Annotated in this window: 17 protein-coding genes; 11 read left to right on the forward strand and 6 right to left on the reverse strand. The window is 43.2% G+C overall.

Annotated features, from left to right (window positions below):
• Positions 1 to 5 precede the first annotated feature (5 nt).
• The 7 genes from FN831_RS04225 to FN831_RS04255 all read left to right on the forward strand — a co-directional run bounded on the left by FN831_RS04225 (position 6) and on the right by FN831_RS04255 (position 7,215).
• Positions 6 to 482, forward strand: a complete 477-nt coding sequence (locus FN831_RS04225; protein WP_142526968.1) for a DUF4280 domain-containing protein — start codon at positions 6 to 8, stop codon at positions 480 to 482.
• 4 nt (positions 483 to 486) lie between these two features.
• Positions 487 to 3,210 (forward strand): OmpA family protein, encoded by a 2,724-nt coding sequence (locus tag FN831_RS04230; protein WP_142526969.1) that lies wholly within the window; start codon positions 487 to 489, stop codon positions 3,208 to 3,210.
• 25 nt (positions 3,211 to 3,235) lie between these two features.
• Positions 3,236 to 3,916 carry a hypothetical protein gene (locus tag FN831_RS04235; RefSeq protein ID WP_142526970.1) on the forward strand — a complete coding sequence of 227 codons (681 nt, stop codon included), beginning with the start codon at positions 3,236 to 3,238 and terminating at the stop codon, positions 3,914 to 3,916.
• Between the two features lie 5 nt (positions 3,917 to 3,921).
• The gene (locus tag FN831_RS04240; RefSeq protein ID WP_142526971.1) at positions 3,922 to 4,695 is read left to right on the forward strand and encodes a hypothetical protein; all 774 of its coding nucleotides are present in this window, start codon (positions 3,922 to 3,924) and stop codon (positions 4,693 to 4,695) included.
• 37 nt (positions 4,696 to 4,732) lie between these two features.
• On the forward strand, positions 4,733 to 6,166 hold the full coding sequence (locus FN831_RS04245) for a TPM domain-containing protein (protein ID WP_142526972.1): 1,434 nt from the start codon (positions 4,733 to 4,735) through the stop codon (positions 6,164 to 6,166).
• Positions 6,167 to 6,256: 90 nt separating this feature from the next.
• Positions 6,257 to 6,739 (forward strand): hypothetical protein, encoded by a 483-nt coding sequence (locus FN831_RS04250; RefSeq protein ID WP_142526973.1) that lies wholly within the window; start codon positions 6,257 to 6,259, stop codon positions 6,737 to 6,739.
• A gap of 56 nt (positions 6,740 to 6,795) precedes the next feature.
• Positions 6,796 to 7,215, forward strand: coding sequence for a hypothetical protein (locus FN831_RS04255; protein WP_142526974.1), 420 nt, complete (start codon positions 6,796 to 6,798; stop codon positions 7,213 to 7,215).
• A gap of 397 nt (positions 7,216 to 7,612) precedes the next feature.
• Here FN831_RS04255 and FN831_RS04260 read toward each other — a convergent pair whose 3' ends face one another.
• Entirely contained in the window at positions 7,613 to 8,341 is a 729-nt protein-coding gene (locus FN831_RS04260; protein WP_142526975.1) for a class I SAM-dependent methyltransferase, read from the reverse strand.
• Positions 8,342 to 8,592: 251 nt separating this feature from the next.
• Here FN831_RS04260 and FN831_RS04265 point away from each other — a divergent pair, with 251 nt between their 5' ends.
• Together FN831_RS04265 and FN831_RS04270 are read left to right on the forward strand one after the other, a co-directional pair.
• Positions 8,593 to 9,354 carry an SDR family oxidoreductase gene (locus FN831_RS04265; RefSeq protein WP_142526976.1) on the forward strand — a complete coding sequence of 254 codons (762 nt, stop codon included), beginning with the start codon at positions 8,593 to 8,595 and terminating at the stop codon, positions 9,352 to 9,354.
• Between the two features lie 61 nt (positions 9,355 to 9,415).
• Complete coding sequence (locus FN831_RS04270; protein ID WP_142526977.1) at positions 9,416 to 9,658, forward strand: Atu4866 domain-containing protein; 243 nt, start codon at positions 9,416 to 9,418, stop codon at positions 9,656 to 9,658.
• A 67-nt stretch (positions 9,659 to 9,725) separates the two neighbouring features.
• Here FN831_RS04270 and FN831_RS04275 read toward each other — a convergent pair whose 3' ends face one another.
• Positions 9,726 to 10,487, reverse strand: a complete 762-nt coding sequence (locus FN831_RS04275; RefSeq protein ID WP_221931263.1) for an alpha/beta hydrolase — start codon at positions 10,485 to 10,487, stop codon at positions 9,726 to 9,728.
• Positions 10,488 to 10,723: 236 nt separating this feature from the next.
• Between FN831_RS04275 and FN831_RS04280 the strand changes: the two genes are divergently transcribed.
• Entirely contained in the window at positions 10,724 to 11,518 is a 795-nt protein-coding gene (locus tag FN831_RS04280; protein WP_185960379.1) for an SDR family NAD(P)-dependent oxidoreductase, read from the forward strand.
• A gap of 18 nt (positions 11,519 to 11,536) precedes the next feature.
• A complete protein-coding gene (locus tag FN831_RS04285; RefSeq protein ID WP_142526979.1) occupies positions 11,537 to 12,451 on the forward strand; it encodes a helix-turn-helix domain-containing protein in 915 nt (304 codons plus the stop codon).
• Positions 12,452 to 12,582: 131 nt separating this feature from the next.
• Here FN831_RS04285 and FN831_RS04290 read toward each other — a convergent pair whose 3' ends face one another.
• The 4 genes from FN831_RS04290 to FN831_RS04305 form a co-directional block, all read right to left on the reverse strand.
• Positions 12,583 to 14,145 carry a TolC family protein gene (locus FN831_RS04290; protein ID WP_246101333.1) on the reverse strand — a complete coding sequence of 521 codons (1,563 nt, stop codon included), beginning with the start codon at positions 14,143 to 14,145 and terminating at the stop codon, positions 12,583 to 12,585.
• Positions 14,146 to 14,182: 37 nt separating this feature from the next.
• Complete coding sequence (locus tag FN831_RS04295) at positions 14,183 to 15,541, reverse strand: HlyD family secretion protein (protein ID WP_246101335.1); 1,359 nt, start codon at positions 15,539 to 15,541, stop codon at positions 14,183 to 14,185.
• Position 15,542: 1 nt separating this feature from the next.
• A complete protein-coding gene (locus FN831_RS04300; protein WP_142526981.1) occupies positions 15,543 to 16,547 on the reverse strand; it encodes an ABC transporter transmembrane domain-containing protein in 1,005 nt (334 codons plus the stop codon).
• A gap of 68 nt (positions 16,548 to 16,615) precedes the next feature.
• Entirely contained in the window at positions 16,616 to 16,954 is a 339-nt protein-coding gene (locus FN831_RS04305) for a hypothetical protein (protein WP_142526982.1), read from the reverse strand.
• Between the last annotated feature and the right edge of the window lie 69 nt (positions 16,955 to 17,023).

The following is a 17,023-nucleotide window of genomic DNA, read 5'->3' on the forward strand; positions in this document are numbered from 1 at the left end:
AAGTTATGGCAGAAAAACATTTAGTAGTGCAGGGAGCAACATGTTTATGTAACTATGGAACTGCTCCTGACCATTTAAAGGTACTGACTCATCAAAGAGAATTTGCCAACGACAAAGACGGTTCCGAAAAATTTATTGCAAGCACTAAAGATATAGGGACAACTTTTGAAAAAAACACTTTTGGTTCTTGTTCAAAACAGAACAACAAGCCTTGCAACGTCACTGTACAGGAGTGGAAAGGATTCTATGAACATACCACCCTAACCAATGGCGGTAAGATCCTGCTTGAAGACAGCAAGGCTACCTGTCCGATCGGTGGGCCTGACTGTATTAAGATCATGAATCATGGACAGACCGCAGAACCTAACAGTCAGAATTTCAAGAATACTGATTCTAAGGTAAGTACTGCGCTAAATCCCGCTGTAAACGTGAAACAGCTAACGGAGGATATTTATGATGCAGATGGTGTAATCTTTGAATAAAATTATGGAGAAGGGTGTTAAAAGTATAAGACAGGCTAGAGGAAAATACTTTACAAATTTGAGCAAAGGCAACTTCCTTGTCCTGGAGGCCGATTCAGAATGTTCGTTTATCGTTTCGGAATGGCTGAAAGATACTACGGATAAAGACAAAAATAGCCTGGTATGGCTTCTGGAAGATGCACAGCGCACGGATATACTTCTTGAAAGAAGGGTACAAGTACTGAATAAGCTGGCGATTCCCAGAGCTAAGTGCGGCAGTGTACCTATGTTTTATCTCGAAGCAAGCCTCACGAATAAGATCAATAAAAATGCGAAGTCTGGTTATCTCATTCGTGGTCAATGTCCCTCTGTTGTGAAACAGGCAGTTTGGAGTGCTACGAAAGGAGGCCCCAGATTAGGAGAAACTTCCCTGTCTTACGGGGACAATGTTTATCTGGCCATTACAACCGAAGGCCTAAACGGGCATGAATTGCTGATAGAGGTTTATCAGCGGAAGGGTATGATGCAGGATGATAAAATCGTGAGACGGATCAGGACAAAGTGCGTTAACGGCAAAGTAGACATTCTGATCGCAAATACTTACGCCTGGTATGCTACCATGAAAAATGGCCCTGCAAAAGCGGAATTGTATATTAAGGTAAAGGACACCATTAGTGGTAATTATATTCTGGATGATCATAAGGACGATGCACATGCCCGATTTCTCCGGATGGACAATAAAGTTGTCAATAGAGCTGTTGCGCCACCTTCCAATGTAACTATTGTAAAAACGGGCGATAAACTGCCAAATCTGAAACGTGAAGACCAGTGCAGGTTTACCCAAATAGAGGTAACCGATGGAGCAGACCGCGTCATTCTATTTGATGAAGGGAAAATAAAGCTTAAAGGCGCTACCTCCAAGGAGTTTTTTATGGATGAAAAGCTGCATTACGACTTCGGTAAGTACACTTTAAAACCTCAGGCAAAAGCTATTCTTGATAAAATGGCAGCCCTGCTAATGGAGATGCCCTTTATTCCGGTTGAACTGGGATCACATACAGACAGGTTTGGGACGGATGCTTTCAATAAAGATCTGTCTGAAAAGCGGGCCAAAGCAGCGATGGATTACCTGATATCTAAGAACGTAGCTGCCTCACGCATCACTTCAAAAGGATATGGCAAAACCATGCTCGCTGATAAAAACCCTGAGCTCAGCAGGGAGGATAGTGAGGTCAACAGGCGTACAACTTTAAGGCTCAGAATCTTTTCTCACGATGCGCAAAGTCTGGTCTTTGAAACAGTCAAGCCCGGCATTTCATTGAAGAAGCAATTGCCTATCAAGATTCATGATTATCATACAAAGGGACTTTGTAATTTTATTTCCAACAAGCACACCACTGACATTCCTTATAGTGCGATTACTCCGAGTAATAAAAAAGATAGCCTGGCATTAGAGGGGGATACCATAAAGCCATGGATCTATGGACCTATGGATAATATGGTCACGGGTTTTGACTATATCTTTCCTCATCTCCGTTCACCCAACAGTTTTTTTTTTTATATCAATTCCTGCCGGTATTTTTCTGACAAGGAAAAGCCAAGTCTGATCATCAAAGTTTACTCTGATATCAAATGGGAATTCGCTTTCTTTTTAGATATGAGCAGTCCATTAAATGTGGGATGGAAAGGCGGAGAGAATATGACGCCCAGCCGCCTGGAGGAATTGAGGAAGAGTGCAGCGAAGCTTGGGATGGCACATTACAATCAAACTACCGAAATAGATTTTGGGGTAAAGCTTTCTTCAAGCTGGAACAAGGATGGTGATAATTATACGAAAAAGGAAGAATATACAAAGAAGTTCAGCAAAGAAATCAAAGCGCTATACAGCGTAATTAGTTCTGTTAAGGAAGCTACAAGGGGACTTACTGCTGGTACCGGTGGTGCTCCGCGGGAGAAGAAATTTGGTACCACTACCGCAATGACTATTAAAATACTTGCCCCGAAATTTGCTTTGGGGGTAAAGTGGCAACTGGCCAGAGGCAGCAAAAAGAGAGTTAAAACGGCAGAAATTGGTACTGAATACAAGATCTTTTTTCATGCTGAGCCTCTGATTGGTATGGATCTCACCATTGATTTGTTGAACCTGGCTATCACAGCTGCCTCTGCAGCGGCCGGAAATCCAATGGCCGCCGACATCTTTATTATGATCAAAAACTGGGCAGCGAAAGGTTACAAGAGTAAGCGTGCAGAATTCTCCTTCGATATGTACATCGACTTTGTTTTGAAAGGCACAATTGAAGGGGGGCTAAATGATATCACTATTAACACTGCCTCTGATCAGTTAGAAGTTGCAGCCGACCTGAGTCTGAAAATAACAGGAACATTGAAAGCCGGTGTGAGCCTTAAAGCCAAAGCAGTATTAATTGAAGCAGGGCCAAATGAAACTGATGTACATGCCTCGGCAACGGTAAGTGCAGATTTGACCGTGGGGATCACGGCTAAACATATGTTTAAATATGATTCGAATGAGGGGCTTATTTATAAACCCGGACTGGTAGTTGATCCCTGTGTTGGCAATGTTGTTGTAATGATAGATGTGGGCATAAGTTACCGCAAAATATCTGCCGACTGGACCCCCGTAAATGAATCGGGTACGCGCGAGTTCTGGGAAGGATTTGACATCATGGAGAAGTTGTCTGCGGTGAGTGGTGTTTCTCCAAGCATTACGTTGATTTCAAAAAAGAGTTAAATTGAATTATTATATTAAATAAAATATGAAAAAGGTTTTGATTTTTAGTGCATTAGTATTTATGACTACACAATATTGTCATTCGCAAAACGTAGATCTCGCTACGCTGAAATTTCCACTGGCAAAGTCTGCCGTAGAAAAATATCATCTTGTAGATCAGGAGTTGAATGCAGCGGGGAAATACCAAAGACTGAGCACTACAGATGCTGGTGTTTTAAATTATGACAAACAAAAGCTGGCAGGAAAAAACGCAGCTTCCAATAATTTTGAGAATACAAATTCAGTGACTTTCTTTAATGATGAGGCGACGAAGAAAATCGATGGTTATCAGCTCAAAACATTCACTGCTGCGGAGAGTAAAAAGCTGTTGGCTTCCCTAAATACCAAATTTGGAAAGCCAGGCTACGATTATGGAAAGGATATCAGGATGAGGATATGGGAAAGTGCCGATAAGAAGGTGCTGTATCTTTTTGAATACAGAAGTGGCGCTGCCGCGAAGTCCTCTGAATTGGCTGAATTAAAAGTTCTTAATGCCAGTGCAACAGTGCTGGTGAATTATTTTTTAGGTGCAGGATTTGGTCGATACAAAGATTACCTTTTGACAAAAGCCAGGAAAACACCAGCTTATACCTATACCGACTTCCTCAAAGAAATGAAGGCCAGGGGCAGTATGACTTATTTGCAAGGCAGTAACACCGTAAAATAAAGATCATGACAGAACCGTATTATCAGGTAGACTTTATTGCTGTAGGATGCAAGTTTGAAATTCTGATCAATGATCTCAGCCTGCTATCTCTGACAATCAATAGCCAGGCATCAACCTTGATTCCTTTAAATTCAGGAATATTCAAAACGGGCCAGCAGAAACTTGAAATTAAAATATATCCTTTGGAAGGACAAGAATTTCTGCACCCGCAGGCAGCATTCAGCTATGAGATAAAAATTTATGATGTGAAGTTTGGGTTTGAACTGAAAGATACGCTGGGGGGGGACAAATTTCCTGCTGTTGGTGTTTCCAAAAAATTGAGAAGTCTTGAACATGTTCAGAATTTTCATGCCGAAGTACCTTACGTAACGGACACCTGGCAAAAAGGACAAATATTGGCGGACGTTAAGGATCTGAACGACAAATTGAAGCGTGCCTATTCAAAAATTGCTATGCTGATTAGAAATAAGGAATATGAGCGTTTGAAGATGGAGTTTGCAAATCGTGAACAGACAATGGCCACCGCCATGTACCTCAGTAAAGAAGATTCGGACGCCCGTTTAAGCTCATTGATCGAAGATATCGAAGCCGGATTTGAGGCGATGCCTGTACATCCAACTGCGGTTATGCGAATTTTCGGGAGTGGTAAACTGGCAGCATATAAAAAGCTGAACGGGGAACCTGCATTTGGATTGCTAAATCATAAAACGGGTGAAGAGCTACTGCTCGACCTGGCGTTCTATGTGCCTCAGGGAAGTACTGAATTTGAATTAATATAAGTTTTGTGTAACGCTTTTAAAATGTCCAGCCTGTAGTATGTTTAAAAACCTTTGTCTAACTATACTTTTGCTTTTTACAGTACTTCACTGTTTTTCTGCTACCTCTGATAATGTAACGGTAGATAGCATCATCAATCCGAAAATTGCCGGTACTGGCTATGTAAGTGATGCCGGTCATATTCTTAACCAGGCAACTACGGCAGAAGTCAATGCCATTCTGAAGCAGCTGGACACAGACACTACTGCCCAGGTTGCTGTGGTATTGGTGAATACAATTGGAACAAAGGTTCCAAAAGACTTTGCTACAGATTTGTTCAGACACTGGCAACTGGGATATAAGGGTTTAAATAATGGCTTACTGATACTGATTGTTAAGGACCAGCGCAGGGTAGAATTCGAAGTGGGATATGGTTTGGAGGGCGTAATACCTGATATCATCTCCAATCGGATACAGCAGCAGTCGATGATACCGTATTTGAAAAAGGGCGATTATAATGCTGCGGTACTGGAAGGAGTGAAAAACCTTGCAGAGAGAGTTTCCACTGAAAAAAATACCAGCGCTGAACGGACAGATGACGCAGACCAGTCGTTTGTGTACAGGATACTTTTTTCAAGTCTTGCCTGCGGACTACATGTGGTCTTTACATTCATCCTGGTACTGGCTTCCAAAAAATCGAAGTTGAGGCAATCGCCTGTACTTGTGATGATTGCTGTGATTTTTGCCCCTCCAATTGTCATTATGCTTCTTGGGGCCTTAACTTCCATCGAAATCAATTATATCATTGTGCTTATCATTGTATATTGTACATGGGCAATCTTTTACGGCTATTATTTTCATCATCTCAAGGTTTTTGGCAAACGGGATGCGAAAAATATCTCCAGAGACATACAATATAATAAATGGAAAGAAGCCACAAGAGGACTGGGTACATATACACTTCTCTTTCCGCTCCCTTATTTGATATTTTTTTATACAAAAATTCAGGGGAAACTGAAGAACCTGCGCTATTTGCCCTATGACTGTCCGAAATGTAACGCTAAAATGCATTTGGTGACTACAGATCAGGAATCCTTACTTACTGATGCTGAAAAATGTGCTGAAAAACTTGGCGGCGTAACTTACGATGTTTGGCAATGTGATAACGATGAGAACATACTAAAAGTAGAGTTAACTGCAGGAAATTCTAAAGTGATCAGGTGCCAGAAGTGTAAGAATTTTACCGCAGTGCACACCGACCATAAGATCGACAGAAAAGCAGATTATACACACATCGGCGAGGGACATGATCAATATCTTTGTGAATTCTGTAAAGCTGAATTTGCAATTGCCTTTATTCTTCCGCAACTGATCATGAGCACGCCTGGAAACTCATCAGATAATGATTCCAGTTCAGGCAGCAGCAGTTCCGGTTCTTCGGATAGTTGGGGAGGAGGATCTTCCGGTGGTGGTGGATCTGGTAGCAGTTATTAACAGATGATGATTTCAGCTAAATATTTCTGTCTTCTAATAGGTCTATGTTTTTTTCTGTCCTGTGATCATAAAGATGGTGATGAGGCAATAGTGTCAAATATTCCTGCCGCCACACTGGTGCTGCAGGCAGCAGATAGTACGATCAACCAGTGGCTGAAAAATGATATTGAAGGGATTGAGTTTTTGAATTCCAGTGTATGGAAGATTGATGAGTATGTCGTTTTGAATAGTACACATAACCGCGGCTGTTTGTTGTTATTGAATCAGGACAAGGACCCTAGAGCGGAATTAGATTACGTACAGGTGCTTTATGCCGCAAAAGAAGATGGTCGCTGGAAAATATATCTTGCTTCAATGCCCAATTTGGTCATTCAGCGGATTTCTAAGGATGGTAAGTTTAGCGTTACCAGCTTAGAAAAACTATCCAGGGTAGGAAGAAAGGAATTAGATTCCAGATATAAAAACGTACTGGGACAAGTCAATGATAATTTTATCAATCAGGAATACAATTCTGATCTTAAAAACAATCAGAAGCGGTTTACGGCTGAAAAAGTAAAACACAGAAACATCTGAATATTAACTTTAGCTTAGAACATTGGAATCGGTGAACAATATTTAGAATAATGTTTATGAGAAAATATTTTGTGCTACTTATTTTAATAATAAGATTTTATGCTGTTGCAGCGCAAATGCCACCCATCAAAAGGGATTTAGAATTAAATTCCTTTTATACAGCACAGTCTGATCAGTGTATGAACGTGATATTGAGATTAAAGGTGTCTGCTGCCAAATCTGGATTGCTATGCACAATTACTAAAAATGAGGTTAAGCTCAGAGGCAATCTGGTTAAAGATTCGCAGAAAGTAAATCGTGATACCCCTAACCTTTATAGATTCTATCTTTCAAAACAATCTGTTCCCTTATTAATGATTCGATTCTATAAAGAAGATAGTGACTACAAGGCAATGATTTATAATCAGGAATATTTGGAGATCTTTAAACCATGCTTCGATCTTAAAGGTATTGAAATGACATTGAATCAAAACTGATGCTACGGAACATATAAAAACATGAATTTCACAGATGTCCAAGATACTTTAAAACTTGAAACCTCGCCCTATTCAATAGTTCAGCGGGATGGTAGACAGTCAACCCATTTTTTTGCCGGTATAGCTATTTTTGTACAAGACAATGGCTATGGTATAAGCCTATAGCTGGTTGGCTCCTTTTCAATAACTGCGACGTAACTGCAACGAAATTACGGAATGAGAGCGCTATTTTGGTTTTTAGCTAGTGCAGTTATACCGTAGGGTCATCGCAGTTATGTCGCAGTTATTGAAAAGAAAGACCTAACTTACAACTTTGCTGCATACCCCCCCGGGCTTCAATAAAGGCTTGCTCCGCAGATTCAACAAAGCTTGTATGATCATGGTAAGTCCTGGTTAATTACTGCCCAACCTTTAAAAGTATAGGAAATTTCACCTCCTTCTGCCCGGCACCCCAGGTTGCATACAACTCTGAAATAACCAGGTCTATGGGGCTGCTATTGTTTGCTTTTTCATAATGCTGTACGGCAGACCACGTATTAAGATATCCAATTAGCTGATCAAAATTCCAGGATGTTTTGATATACAGCTCGGGCACCGAGGATTCCCGGAAAGGAAATGGCAGTGTCTGATAGCCCTGGTCTATAAATTTACGTTCATCATCCCAGTAATGTCCTAGAATAGTTTTATATAATTTGTGTATAATGATATCTACCTGCTCATCAATCTGCATTACGCCATAACCAAAAACTGCAATTACTCCACCAGGCTTCAGTGTTCTTTTAACTTCTGCATAGAAGGCGCTGAAATCAAACCAGTGAATGGCCTGGGCAACTGTAATTAAATCGAATGTCTGATCTGCGAAACTGCTCCGGTCAGAACTTTGAAGCAAATAGGTAATGTTATCTTTCTGCACAGCGTGAGCCAATTGGTTCTCACTGATATCAGTTCCAAACACCTCAGTGAAATGTTCGGCCAGCACTGTGGCTACCTGCCCGTTTCCTGTCGCACAATCCCATGCTGTATGGTGTGCGCTCACCAGTGAAAAAAGAAAGTCGTATAGTTCCTGTGGATAGGTCGGCCTGAACTTTGCATAGCCTGCTGATTGTACTGAAAAATTATCCTTCATAAATGGGGGTACATTGTTAAGTCAAATCTGAATACATCTGTAAAACGTTTTTTTTTCTTAAAAAGTCTGTGAGATCAACTCAGACTGAAAGACCATCCGCGGGTATCCTTTTATATCGTCGCTCATCTGCAATGGCTTCCAACCATATTTAAGAATTACAGGCAGTTTGTTTTTTGTAAGTTTTGCATTGATTCATGCAATTTCCGCTTTGCCTGGCGCACTAACTTTGAGCATACAAAAACAAAGGCAATATGGAAAATTTAAATCAGTATCCTTCAATCAGGGATAAAGTAGTGGCAATATCAGGAGCCAGCAGTGGAATAGGAGAAGCCATCGCAAGACATCTGGCAAAAAAAGGAGCAAAGGTAGTTTTAGGAGCAAGGCGCACTGAAAAGTTAAAATCGATTGAAGCTGAAATAGCGGCAGAAGGAGGCCAGGTAGCTGTTGTTGCGCTGGATGTAACGAGCCTGGATAACTTCAGGGAATTCATTGCAGTAGCGGAGCAGAGCTTCGGAGGGATCGATGTCCTGGTGAACAATGCAGGAATTATGCCGCTGTCTATGATCAACAGCTACAAGACAGATGAATGGAACCAGATGATCGATGTAAACATTAAAGGCGTACTTAATGGGATCGCTTCGGCACTTCCATCATTCGAGAGAAAAAACAGCGGACAGTTTATCAACATTACATCGGTCGGAGATCGCTGGGTCGGTCCAACATCAACAGTGTATAGTGCAACTAAGTTTGCAGTCAGGGCAATCAGCGAGGGCCTGCGCCAGGAGGTGAGCAATCACATCAGGGTAACTATAGTTGCTCCCGGTGCAACAGAATCTGAACTGTCCAATTCTATTTCAGATCCGGCGCTCAAAAAAATGGCTGATGAACAATTCAGGTCGGATACCATCCCTGCTGAAGCAATAGCCAGAGCAGTGGCCTTTGCAATCGAACAGCCGGAGGATGTGGATGTCAATGAACTTGTGGTACGCCCGACGGCTCAAAAAGCTTATTAATCTTCGGTTTATATTGGTATAGATTTTGAATAATCTTTAATTTTAAACTATCTCAGATCATATGAAAACAGATCATAAATATATAGGAATGTGGGTGACTGCAGATGGTCACATCCGCCAGGAACTTCTGCCCGACGGACGGTACGATGAGGCAAGAGGGAATAAGCAAAGTGCCTACCAGGGAAATTATCAGATAACCGGTGACCATATCGACTATCAGGATGACACTGGCTTTGAAGCAGATGGTGATTTCAAAGATGATGTGCTTTACCATGCAGGGATGATCCTGTACAGGGAAAAGTAATAATGTATTTTAGCTGAGGCGGGCTATGTACAAGACATATGCCCGCTTTTTTTGTAAATAAGATCATTTAATTGATATATCCCAGCGATTTCAGGAACGATGTGGCTTTTGAAAGGGTCAGCAGGTAATAATAACTATCACCGGCCGGCCTGTAGTTGAAAAATCCATGCACTTGTCCTTCATAGAAAAATAAATCACACCTGTTGCCATTCTTTTTCATCACTTCCTGATATGCCCGGGCGGTATCCACAGCAACCAGCTGATCTTTTGTGCCAAAGAAAACTATTGCAGGCGCAGCACCCGGTTTGATATTGTGAAAAGGAGATACTTCTTTGTAGCGGCCTCCGATCCGGTCATACCCGTAATTACCTGGCCCGTTATTAAATACAGGATTGAACAGCACGAGGGCATCTGGCCTGGAGCTGATCGCCAGATCTTCATTCTGGTTATGATCGGAAGTAAGATCTGCAGCAGCAGCAATTTGTCCGCCTGCAGAACCACCACCGGCCGCCAGTTTATGCGGATCGATACCCAATTCGCGGGCGTGCTGTCTCAAATAGCGTATGGCCGACCTGCCGTCTGCTATGGCTTCGAAGGGTGTAGTATGATCGCGTTTCTGATACCGGTAATCCGCTGTTATGCCGATCATCCCCCTGGAAGCGAGATATTTTGCGTGTTCCTGAAACTGGCTCAATGAGCCCGTGATCCAGCCACCGCCGAAGAAGAAGACAATAGATGGATATGATTTGCCTGCAGTGTAAGTGTTTGGATAAAATACTTTGAGATGTAATTCGGTCGTGTCAATTTTCTTATATACAAGGTCTTTCACATGATTTTGTCCATAGCATACTGAAGCAGACAACTGCAAAATAAGCGCTGCACTGCAAATGCAGAGGAAAAAATGTGTGGACCGGCTGCTTGACATCATCCCACAAGATAGTGTTTTCATGGAAAATGAACGCTAAAAGCATATTTCAAAAGACGATATTTAAACACAACAAACGGACATTTGAACACCTTTACTGCTCTTTTCCTGCCAACCTTTGCTTTCATAAAATAAAGGATATGAAAGTAACATTGATCACAGGAGCTTCTGGCGGAATTGGAGAAGCACTGGCCTGTCAGCTCGCAGCTAAAAAACACAATCTGTTGCTGGTTGCACGCAACACTCAAAAGTTGAAAGCTTTATGCGAGGTCTTATCCGAACGTTATGGCATTACGGCTCAGTATATTGCAGCAGATCTAAGCAAAGCAGACGCAGCAAGAGTTGTTTTTGATGAAACTAGAATGAGAAATCTTCTGGTAAATGTGCTGGTCAACAACGCCGGGATTGGTTCCAGCGGGGAGTTTATTAAAAATAATCTTGAAGCAGAGCTCGCGATGCTGCAACTGAACAATGCCTCAATGGTAGCACTTTGTCACCTGTTCCTGCCTGATATGGTACAGCGTAAGGAGGGGAGTATTATCAATGTCGCCTCGCTGGCTGCTTTTTTTCCCAGCCCGTACATGTCAGTATATGCTGCATCAAAGGTTTTTGTACGCTCTTTTACAGAAGCATTGACTGAAGAATGTAAACCACAGGGAATAAATGTTATGTTATTTTCTCCCGGTTTTACCTCTACAGATTTCATGAATTCTCCCGGCAATGATAACGCCTGGGGCAAAACGCTAACCGCAGGCGCTTATACTCAGACTCCGCAACAGGTGGCCAAAGAAATGGTTGAGGCCTGGCAAAAAAAGAAAACCTTCCATGTATCGGGTCTGCTCAACGCTTTTTTTGCGAACATACTGGGAATACTGCCGAATGCAATGGTAGCCCGCATGTTTGCGAACAGCAAAAGAAAAAAAATGAATGTATAACAATAAGTATCTTTAGTCATGCAAAAGGATCATATTCAAACAGTGAGGGTAGAAACCATAGCTAAAAGTCACCAGTTGCTGGGGATCGAAAAACCAAAACATCCTCTTTTCAGCATTCAGCGTTTTGAACATATTAAGCAGGTTTCTCTCAGCGAACGCCTGCGCCTGAGTACAAATTTTTATCAGATTGTATTAAAAAAAGATTGTCCCGGCAAGCTGCAATACGGTCAGACGATTTACGATTTTGATGAGGGTGTAATGTCCTTTTTTGCACCAAGACAAGTGAGCATCCTTGAGCCCGGAGAAGTTCTGGCACGGTCTGGCTGGCTGCTCAATGTTCATCCTGATTTCATCAGGACATCAAGTCTCGGAAAAAAAATGAAAGACTATGCGTTTTTTGAATATGCTGTCAGCGAAGCGCTGATTCTTTCGGCGGATGAGGAAAATGCTATCGAAACTATCTTTCTGCAGATTGAGAAAGAATACAATTTACCGATTGATACTTTTAGCCAGGATGTAGTGATCTCTAATATCGAACTCCTGCTTACGTATTGTAACCGGTATTATCACCGGCAGTTTATCACCAGGAAAGCCAGTAACAGCGAACTGATGAATAAGGTTGAAAATGTGTTAAATATCTGGTTTACCCATCCTGATCACGAAGGTTTGCCTACGGCCACATTTTTAGCAAGTCAACTCAACTTGTCAGTGAAATATCTGAGTGATTGTCTCAAGCAGCTTACCGGGCAAACGGCGCAGCAGATCATCCACGACAAACTCATTGAACATGCCAAAGATATGCTGTCAACCAGTGCGCTTTCGGTTGCTGAAATTGCTTATATGCTCGGCTTTGATTACCCTCAGTCTTTCAACAAACTGTTTAAGAACAAAACGAACCAGACACCGGTTGAATTCAGGCAGTCTTTTAACTGATAACTGAAGCAAATGATAACTGAAGCAACTGATGAAGAAGCGCATCCAGCGTGCAGGCAGATTCTCGTAAAAACACTGAACCCTGCACATCCGGAGAGGGGCAGGGTTTCAGTGATAAGCAATATATTTGGTTAGTATAGGGTAGCGTCCTGGCGAGTTCCGGCTTTGTAATATAGTTCTGCAAGTGTTTTCTGATAACTGGATATCATACTTTCCCGCTTGATCTTCATGTCGATCAGTTTTGACTCCCGGCTGTTGATCAGAAAGAGGGTGCTTTCTCCCAGATCAAATTTCTGTGTTTCTCCCTTGAGCAGGATCTGCTGATTGCTGATACTCTTCAGTTGTACATCCAGCTGTGCGGAGTAGGCAGAGAGATCGTTATAGGAAGCCAGGATGTTGTTCCTGATTTCGCGTCCCGTTTGCTGCAGGTCATAATCCAGTTCTCTCTGTTTGATTTTTACTTCCTTCAGTTTACCCCGCTCTGCTCTCAGGAACAGCGGAAAGGCAAATTCAACGCCCACCTTGTAGTTGCTCCAGTTAAAATCATAATAGTCCGGAGAATAAGCGCCGAAGTTTGTACGCCCTGAAATCAGTGATCCGCTCACGTTCAGTTTAGGTTTGAGCATTTCCTGACGGTAACTCCGTTCAACAGCCAGCTGTGCACCTTTGCTGCGTAATTTCAGGAGTTCAGGATGCTGGCCCGAAGCCTGTCCAATTAACGTATCCAATACCGTTTGCTGCGGCTTAGAGATGTTCTCCGCTATTTCCTGGGGCGCGGCATCTGCAGGCAGCTCAAGTGGGTTCCCTTCTGCGCTCCAGAGGTGGTTGGATAATACCAGCCTTGCGTTCTGCAGCTCAATCTTCGCTTTTTCTTTCTGAATGATACGCTCCTGTACGGTAATATAAGCTTCCACAGAGTCGATAACCGGTTTATCACCGATCGTGGTCTGCCTGCTCAGTGCCCTGAACCTGCGCTCGGCAAGTTCCACACCTTCTGTAACCAACGCATACTGCCTGTGGGCATAATACCAGCCCCAGTAGTCTTTGACTACCGCGTACCAGGTGCTGTTGATTTGTTTCAACTGCTCGGCCTCTGCATATTGTACCATGATTTTCGATTGTCGTAAGGTATTGCGCCGCGAATCAATGATCAAACCCTGTCCAAGCGGGATGCTTAATCCTACGGCCGACAAGCCTGAATGTGGTGTGCGGGTTTCCGGATTGTTATAGGTGCCCACATTGCGGTCGTACCCTACTTTTAAATCTGCACCGGCAAGCCATAAAGGGATCTTTAATTCACTGTTCCAGTGGTTGTAATATTCTGTATGGCCAAAAAGCTTACGGCCAAAGCCAGCCTTTAACGCCGGGTCAAAATATCCCAGGGACTGCAGGACATTAGCCCTTGCAGACTCGCTGAGCAGTGCAGCCTGTTTAACGACAGGATGGTACCTGAACACCAGTAACTGCAGGTCTTCAAGTGCAAATACTTTACTGGTATCCATTACAGCTGCGGTTGGACCAGGATTATTTTGGGTACTGGTATTGCTTACAAAAGTTTTACCAGTCGTTTTATTGTATTGATCTGTAGTCCTTTTGCGTAGTCCCGGGCTTTTTTGCGCAATGCTCCTGAATGTAATCAGCAGGAGCAATATGAGTATGCCTGTGGCAGGAAATCTCCTGAACTTTATCTTCATCTGATGACCTCCATATTAATCTTGATGACCTTCATATTTAATCTTTTTTACTTTTACCCTCGGCTGCGGGCTCTTTGTCAAGGCTTGGCGGGAAGCCGTTGAGCTGGCGCCAGATTTCATACCATAAGGGTACTGATCTTAAAATGATACGCCCGTATACTCCGGATCCCTGTCGCAACTGGGGTGGCCAGGGCTCATCTTTTGAAGGAACAGGATTAGCCTGGCTAATCAGTACACGGTATTTTCCGCCGCTGCTGCTTACCCGGTCGATCGCAAAGATCTTTCCTGCAAACGTCCCTACGGCAACGGATGGCCATCCCGAAAACTGTACTGAAGGCCAGCCTTCAAACTGTATCCTCACGTCACTGGTATCTAAGATCAGCGGTACATCCATGGCACTGACATATAATTCTGCTGCTACCATAGGCGATTTTGGCTGCAAGGTAGCCACAGATTCGCCTTCCTTGATGTTTTCCCCGATACCGGCTTTCATGGTTTTTACTACATATCCGCTCTGCGGTGCCCTCACGATATAGAGTCCGCGCCTGATAGTGATATTCGAAATGTCGTTCCTCAGTTTCGCGATCTCGCCCTGAGCACTTGACCTGCTTGAAATGGCCGAGCTCATATCAGACTGTGCCTTGGCCAGTGATTCCTGGTATTTGGCCCTGATGTTATCCAGCTCAATGCTGGAGTTCAGCAAATTTTGTCTGGATGTGCTCAGTTTGTTTTGCTGTCCGATAACTTTGGCATTGTCTTCCTGTAGCTTAAGCCTGCGTGTTTCGATGTCGGTCAGCGAGAAGAGCCCATTTTTATAGCCCGCCTCATAACGCTCCAAACGCACCTTGGTTGTTTCATAATATTTCTCCACCGCAATCAGGTCTGCACTGTCTATGCGTACATAGTTCTGTGCCTGCTTCACCTTGTTTTCCGCTGCACTGAGCTGATAACGCAGGCCGTTGCTCATTGCCCTGATCTGCGAATTTGTAGCGTCCATCTTCTGTGCTGCCGCACTTTCACTACCGCGTTTGGCATCCAGCTGTTCGTTCAGCCGCGTAGGAAGTTCCGGATCGAAGTATGACTGGCTGGTTTCTGAAATCACTAAAATAGTATCGCCCTTTTTAACCTCCTGGCCCTCGCGCACGGCCCAGCGCTCTATACGTCCGCCGATCTGGTTTTGTACGGTTTGTGGCCTGTCTTCCGGTCTCAGTGCAGTTACTGTACCGCGGCCGGGGATCGTTTGCCGCCAGGGGAGCAACAACAGGATAAGGAACAGGAATAGCAGAAACAGCATAATGCGGCCCAGTAATTTTGGTCCTTTCGCCTGCAGAATTTTGGCGTTGGACTGCAGGGACATCTCTTCCCAGTTTTTAATCTGAGCTAAATTGTTTGTCATCTTAGCCATGTGTCGTTTCTCCCTCTTCAAGTTCAAGATCGGTGACTACGGCAAGCTTCTCGCTGCCGGTGACCATATCAAAAACAGTATTTAAATTAGTCATCAGTTTTTCTATCGCATAGCTGATCTGTACGATAATTACTTCGGCCGCTACAAACTGACCGAAGGTCATCTGGCGCTCTACCACAAAGTAGGAACCCATCAGGAGCAGTGCGCCCATAAGGATCGTCCTCATCGCCACAGCGCTCACAAAAAACCGCTTCAGGATGCTGAAGTGATCATTTCGCGCCTGGATGTAATTTGCTGTAATCTCATCGGTACGGTTAAGCACTTCCTGGCATTTGACAGCATCATGCCTGTACTTGTCAAGATCAGAAGCTACCTCTTCGAGATAAGCTACTACTTCATACTTGTATTCGGACTCTTCGATGCTCGTATTCACACCTTGCCTGTAATATAAAACCACAACCAGTACAATCACCAGGATGACAAAAATCCCAAAGGCCATAAACACAGGGTGATAAAATGATAAGAGGATCACGCTGAAAAATATCAGTACTGCTGCAGCGACAATATCAACGAGCAATTTGGTCAGTCCCTTTTGAATAGTGAGGATATCAAAGAAGCGGTTGACCAGCTCTGCCGGATTTTCCCCTTCCAGTGCTTGTCTTTTGATGCGCGGCAAGCGAAAAGCAAACTCAAGCGCAGCTTTGGTAAATATTTTTTGTTCGATGACCTCTACCAGGGTGAGCTGTCCGATCAGCAGCAGTCCGCCGCTGATGATCCCAATCAAAATAACGGCAATAAGAATGTACGTTGAACTGTACATTGCGCCGTTAGATAGTAAATTGAAAACTGCACTGGTACCTAAAGGGAGTGTTAAACCGATTAAGCCAATGAGCATCGCGTAGATGTAAATATAGTTTATAGTGGAACGCTCATAATATAATATGCGTACGAGCCTTTGCCAGGGCGTTGGAGCGCCGGCAGCATGGTGATTCTTCATCCTGAAAAAAAGTATTTTGATAAATTTTGATTGATTGGTATCCTACATTTTGCGCAGGACTCTAAAATTTATACAAACAGATCGGGTGGGGGCGTAGGAACCGATTTAACGGGATGGCTGCCAATTTGCATGATATAAGAATACCTGCTAAGCGGCAGGTGGCTGATCCATAACAGATGTCCCTGGTCCAGATAGATAAATTCGCAGGACAGCATTTTTTTCTCATTCTTATCAAATGCTTCTTCCTTGGTATCTTTTCCTTCTTCTGCATTCTTTTCTACAGCAAAGGGATCGGAACATGATTTCAGATGAGAAACTGAGAGGGCGCACACTTTTAAAAGCATAATACTGAGCAGTATGATACCAAAAGCGGTTTTAAATAAGTTTTTCCTCAATATTTTCATCATCAGACCCTGCAAATATAGGCATTACCTTTTTTTTGCCAGAGTACGTTCAAACATATTTGTGTAATGTTG

This window comes from Pedobacter westerhofensis, assembly GCF_900182595.1.
Classification (GTDB): Bacteria; Bacteroidota; Bacteroidia; order Sphingobacteriales; family Sphingobacteriaceae; genus Pedobacter; species Pedobacter westerhofensis.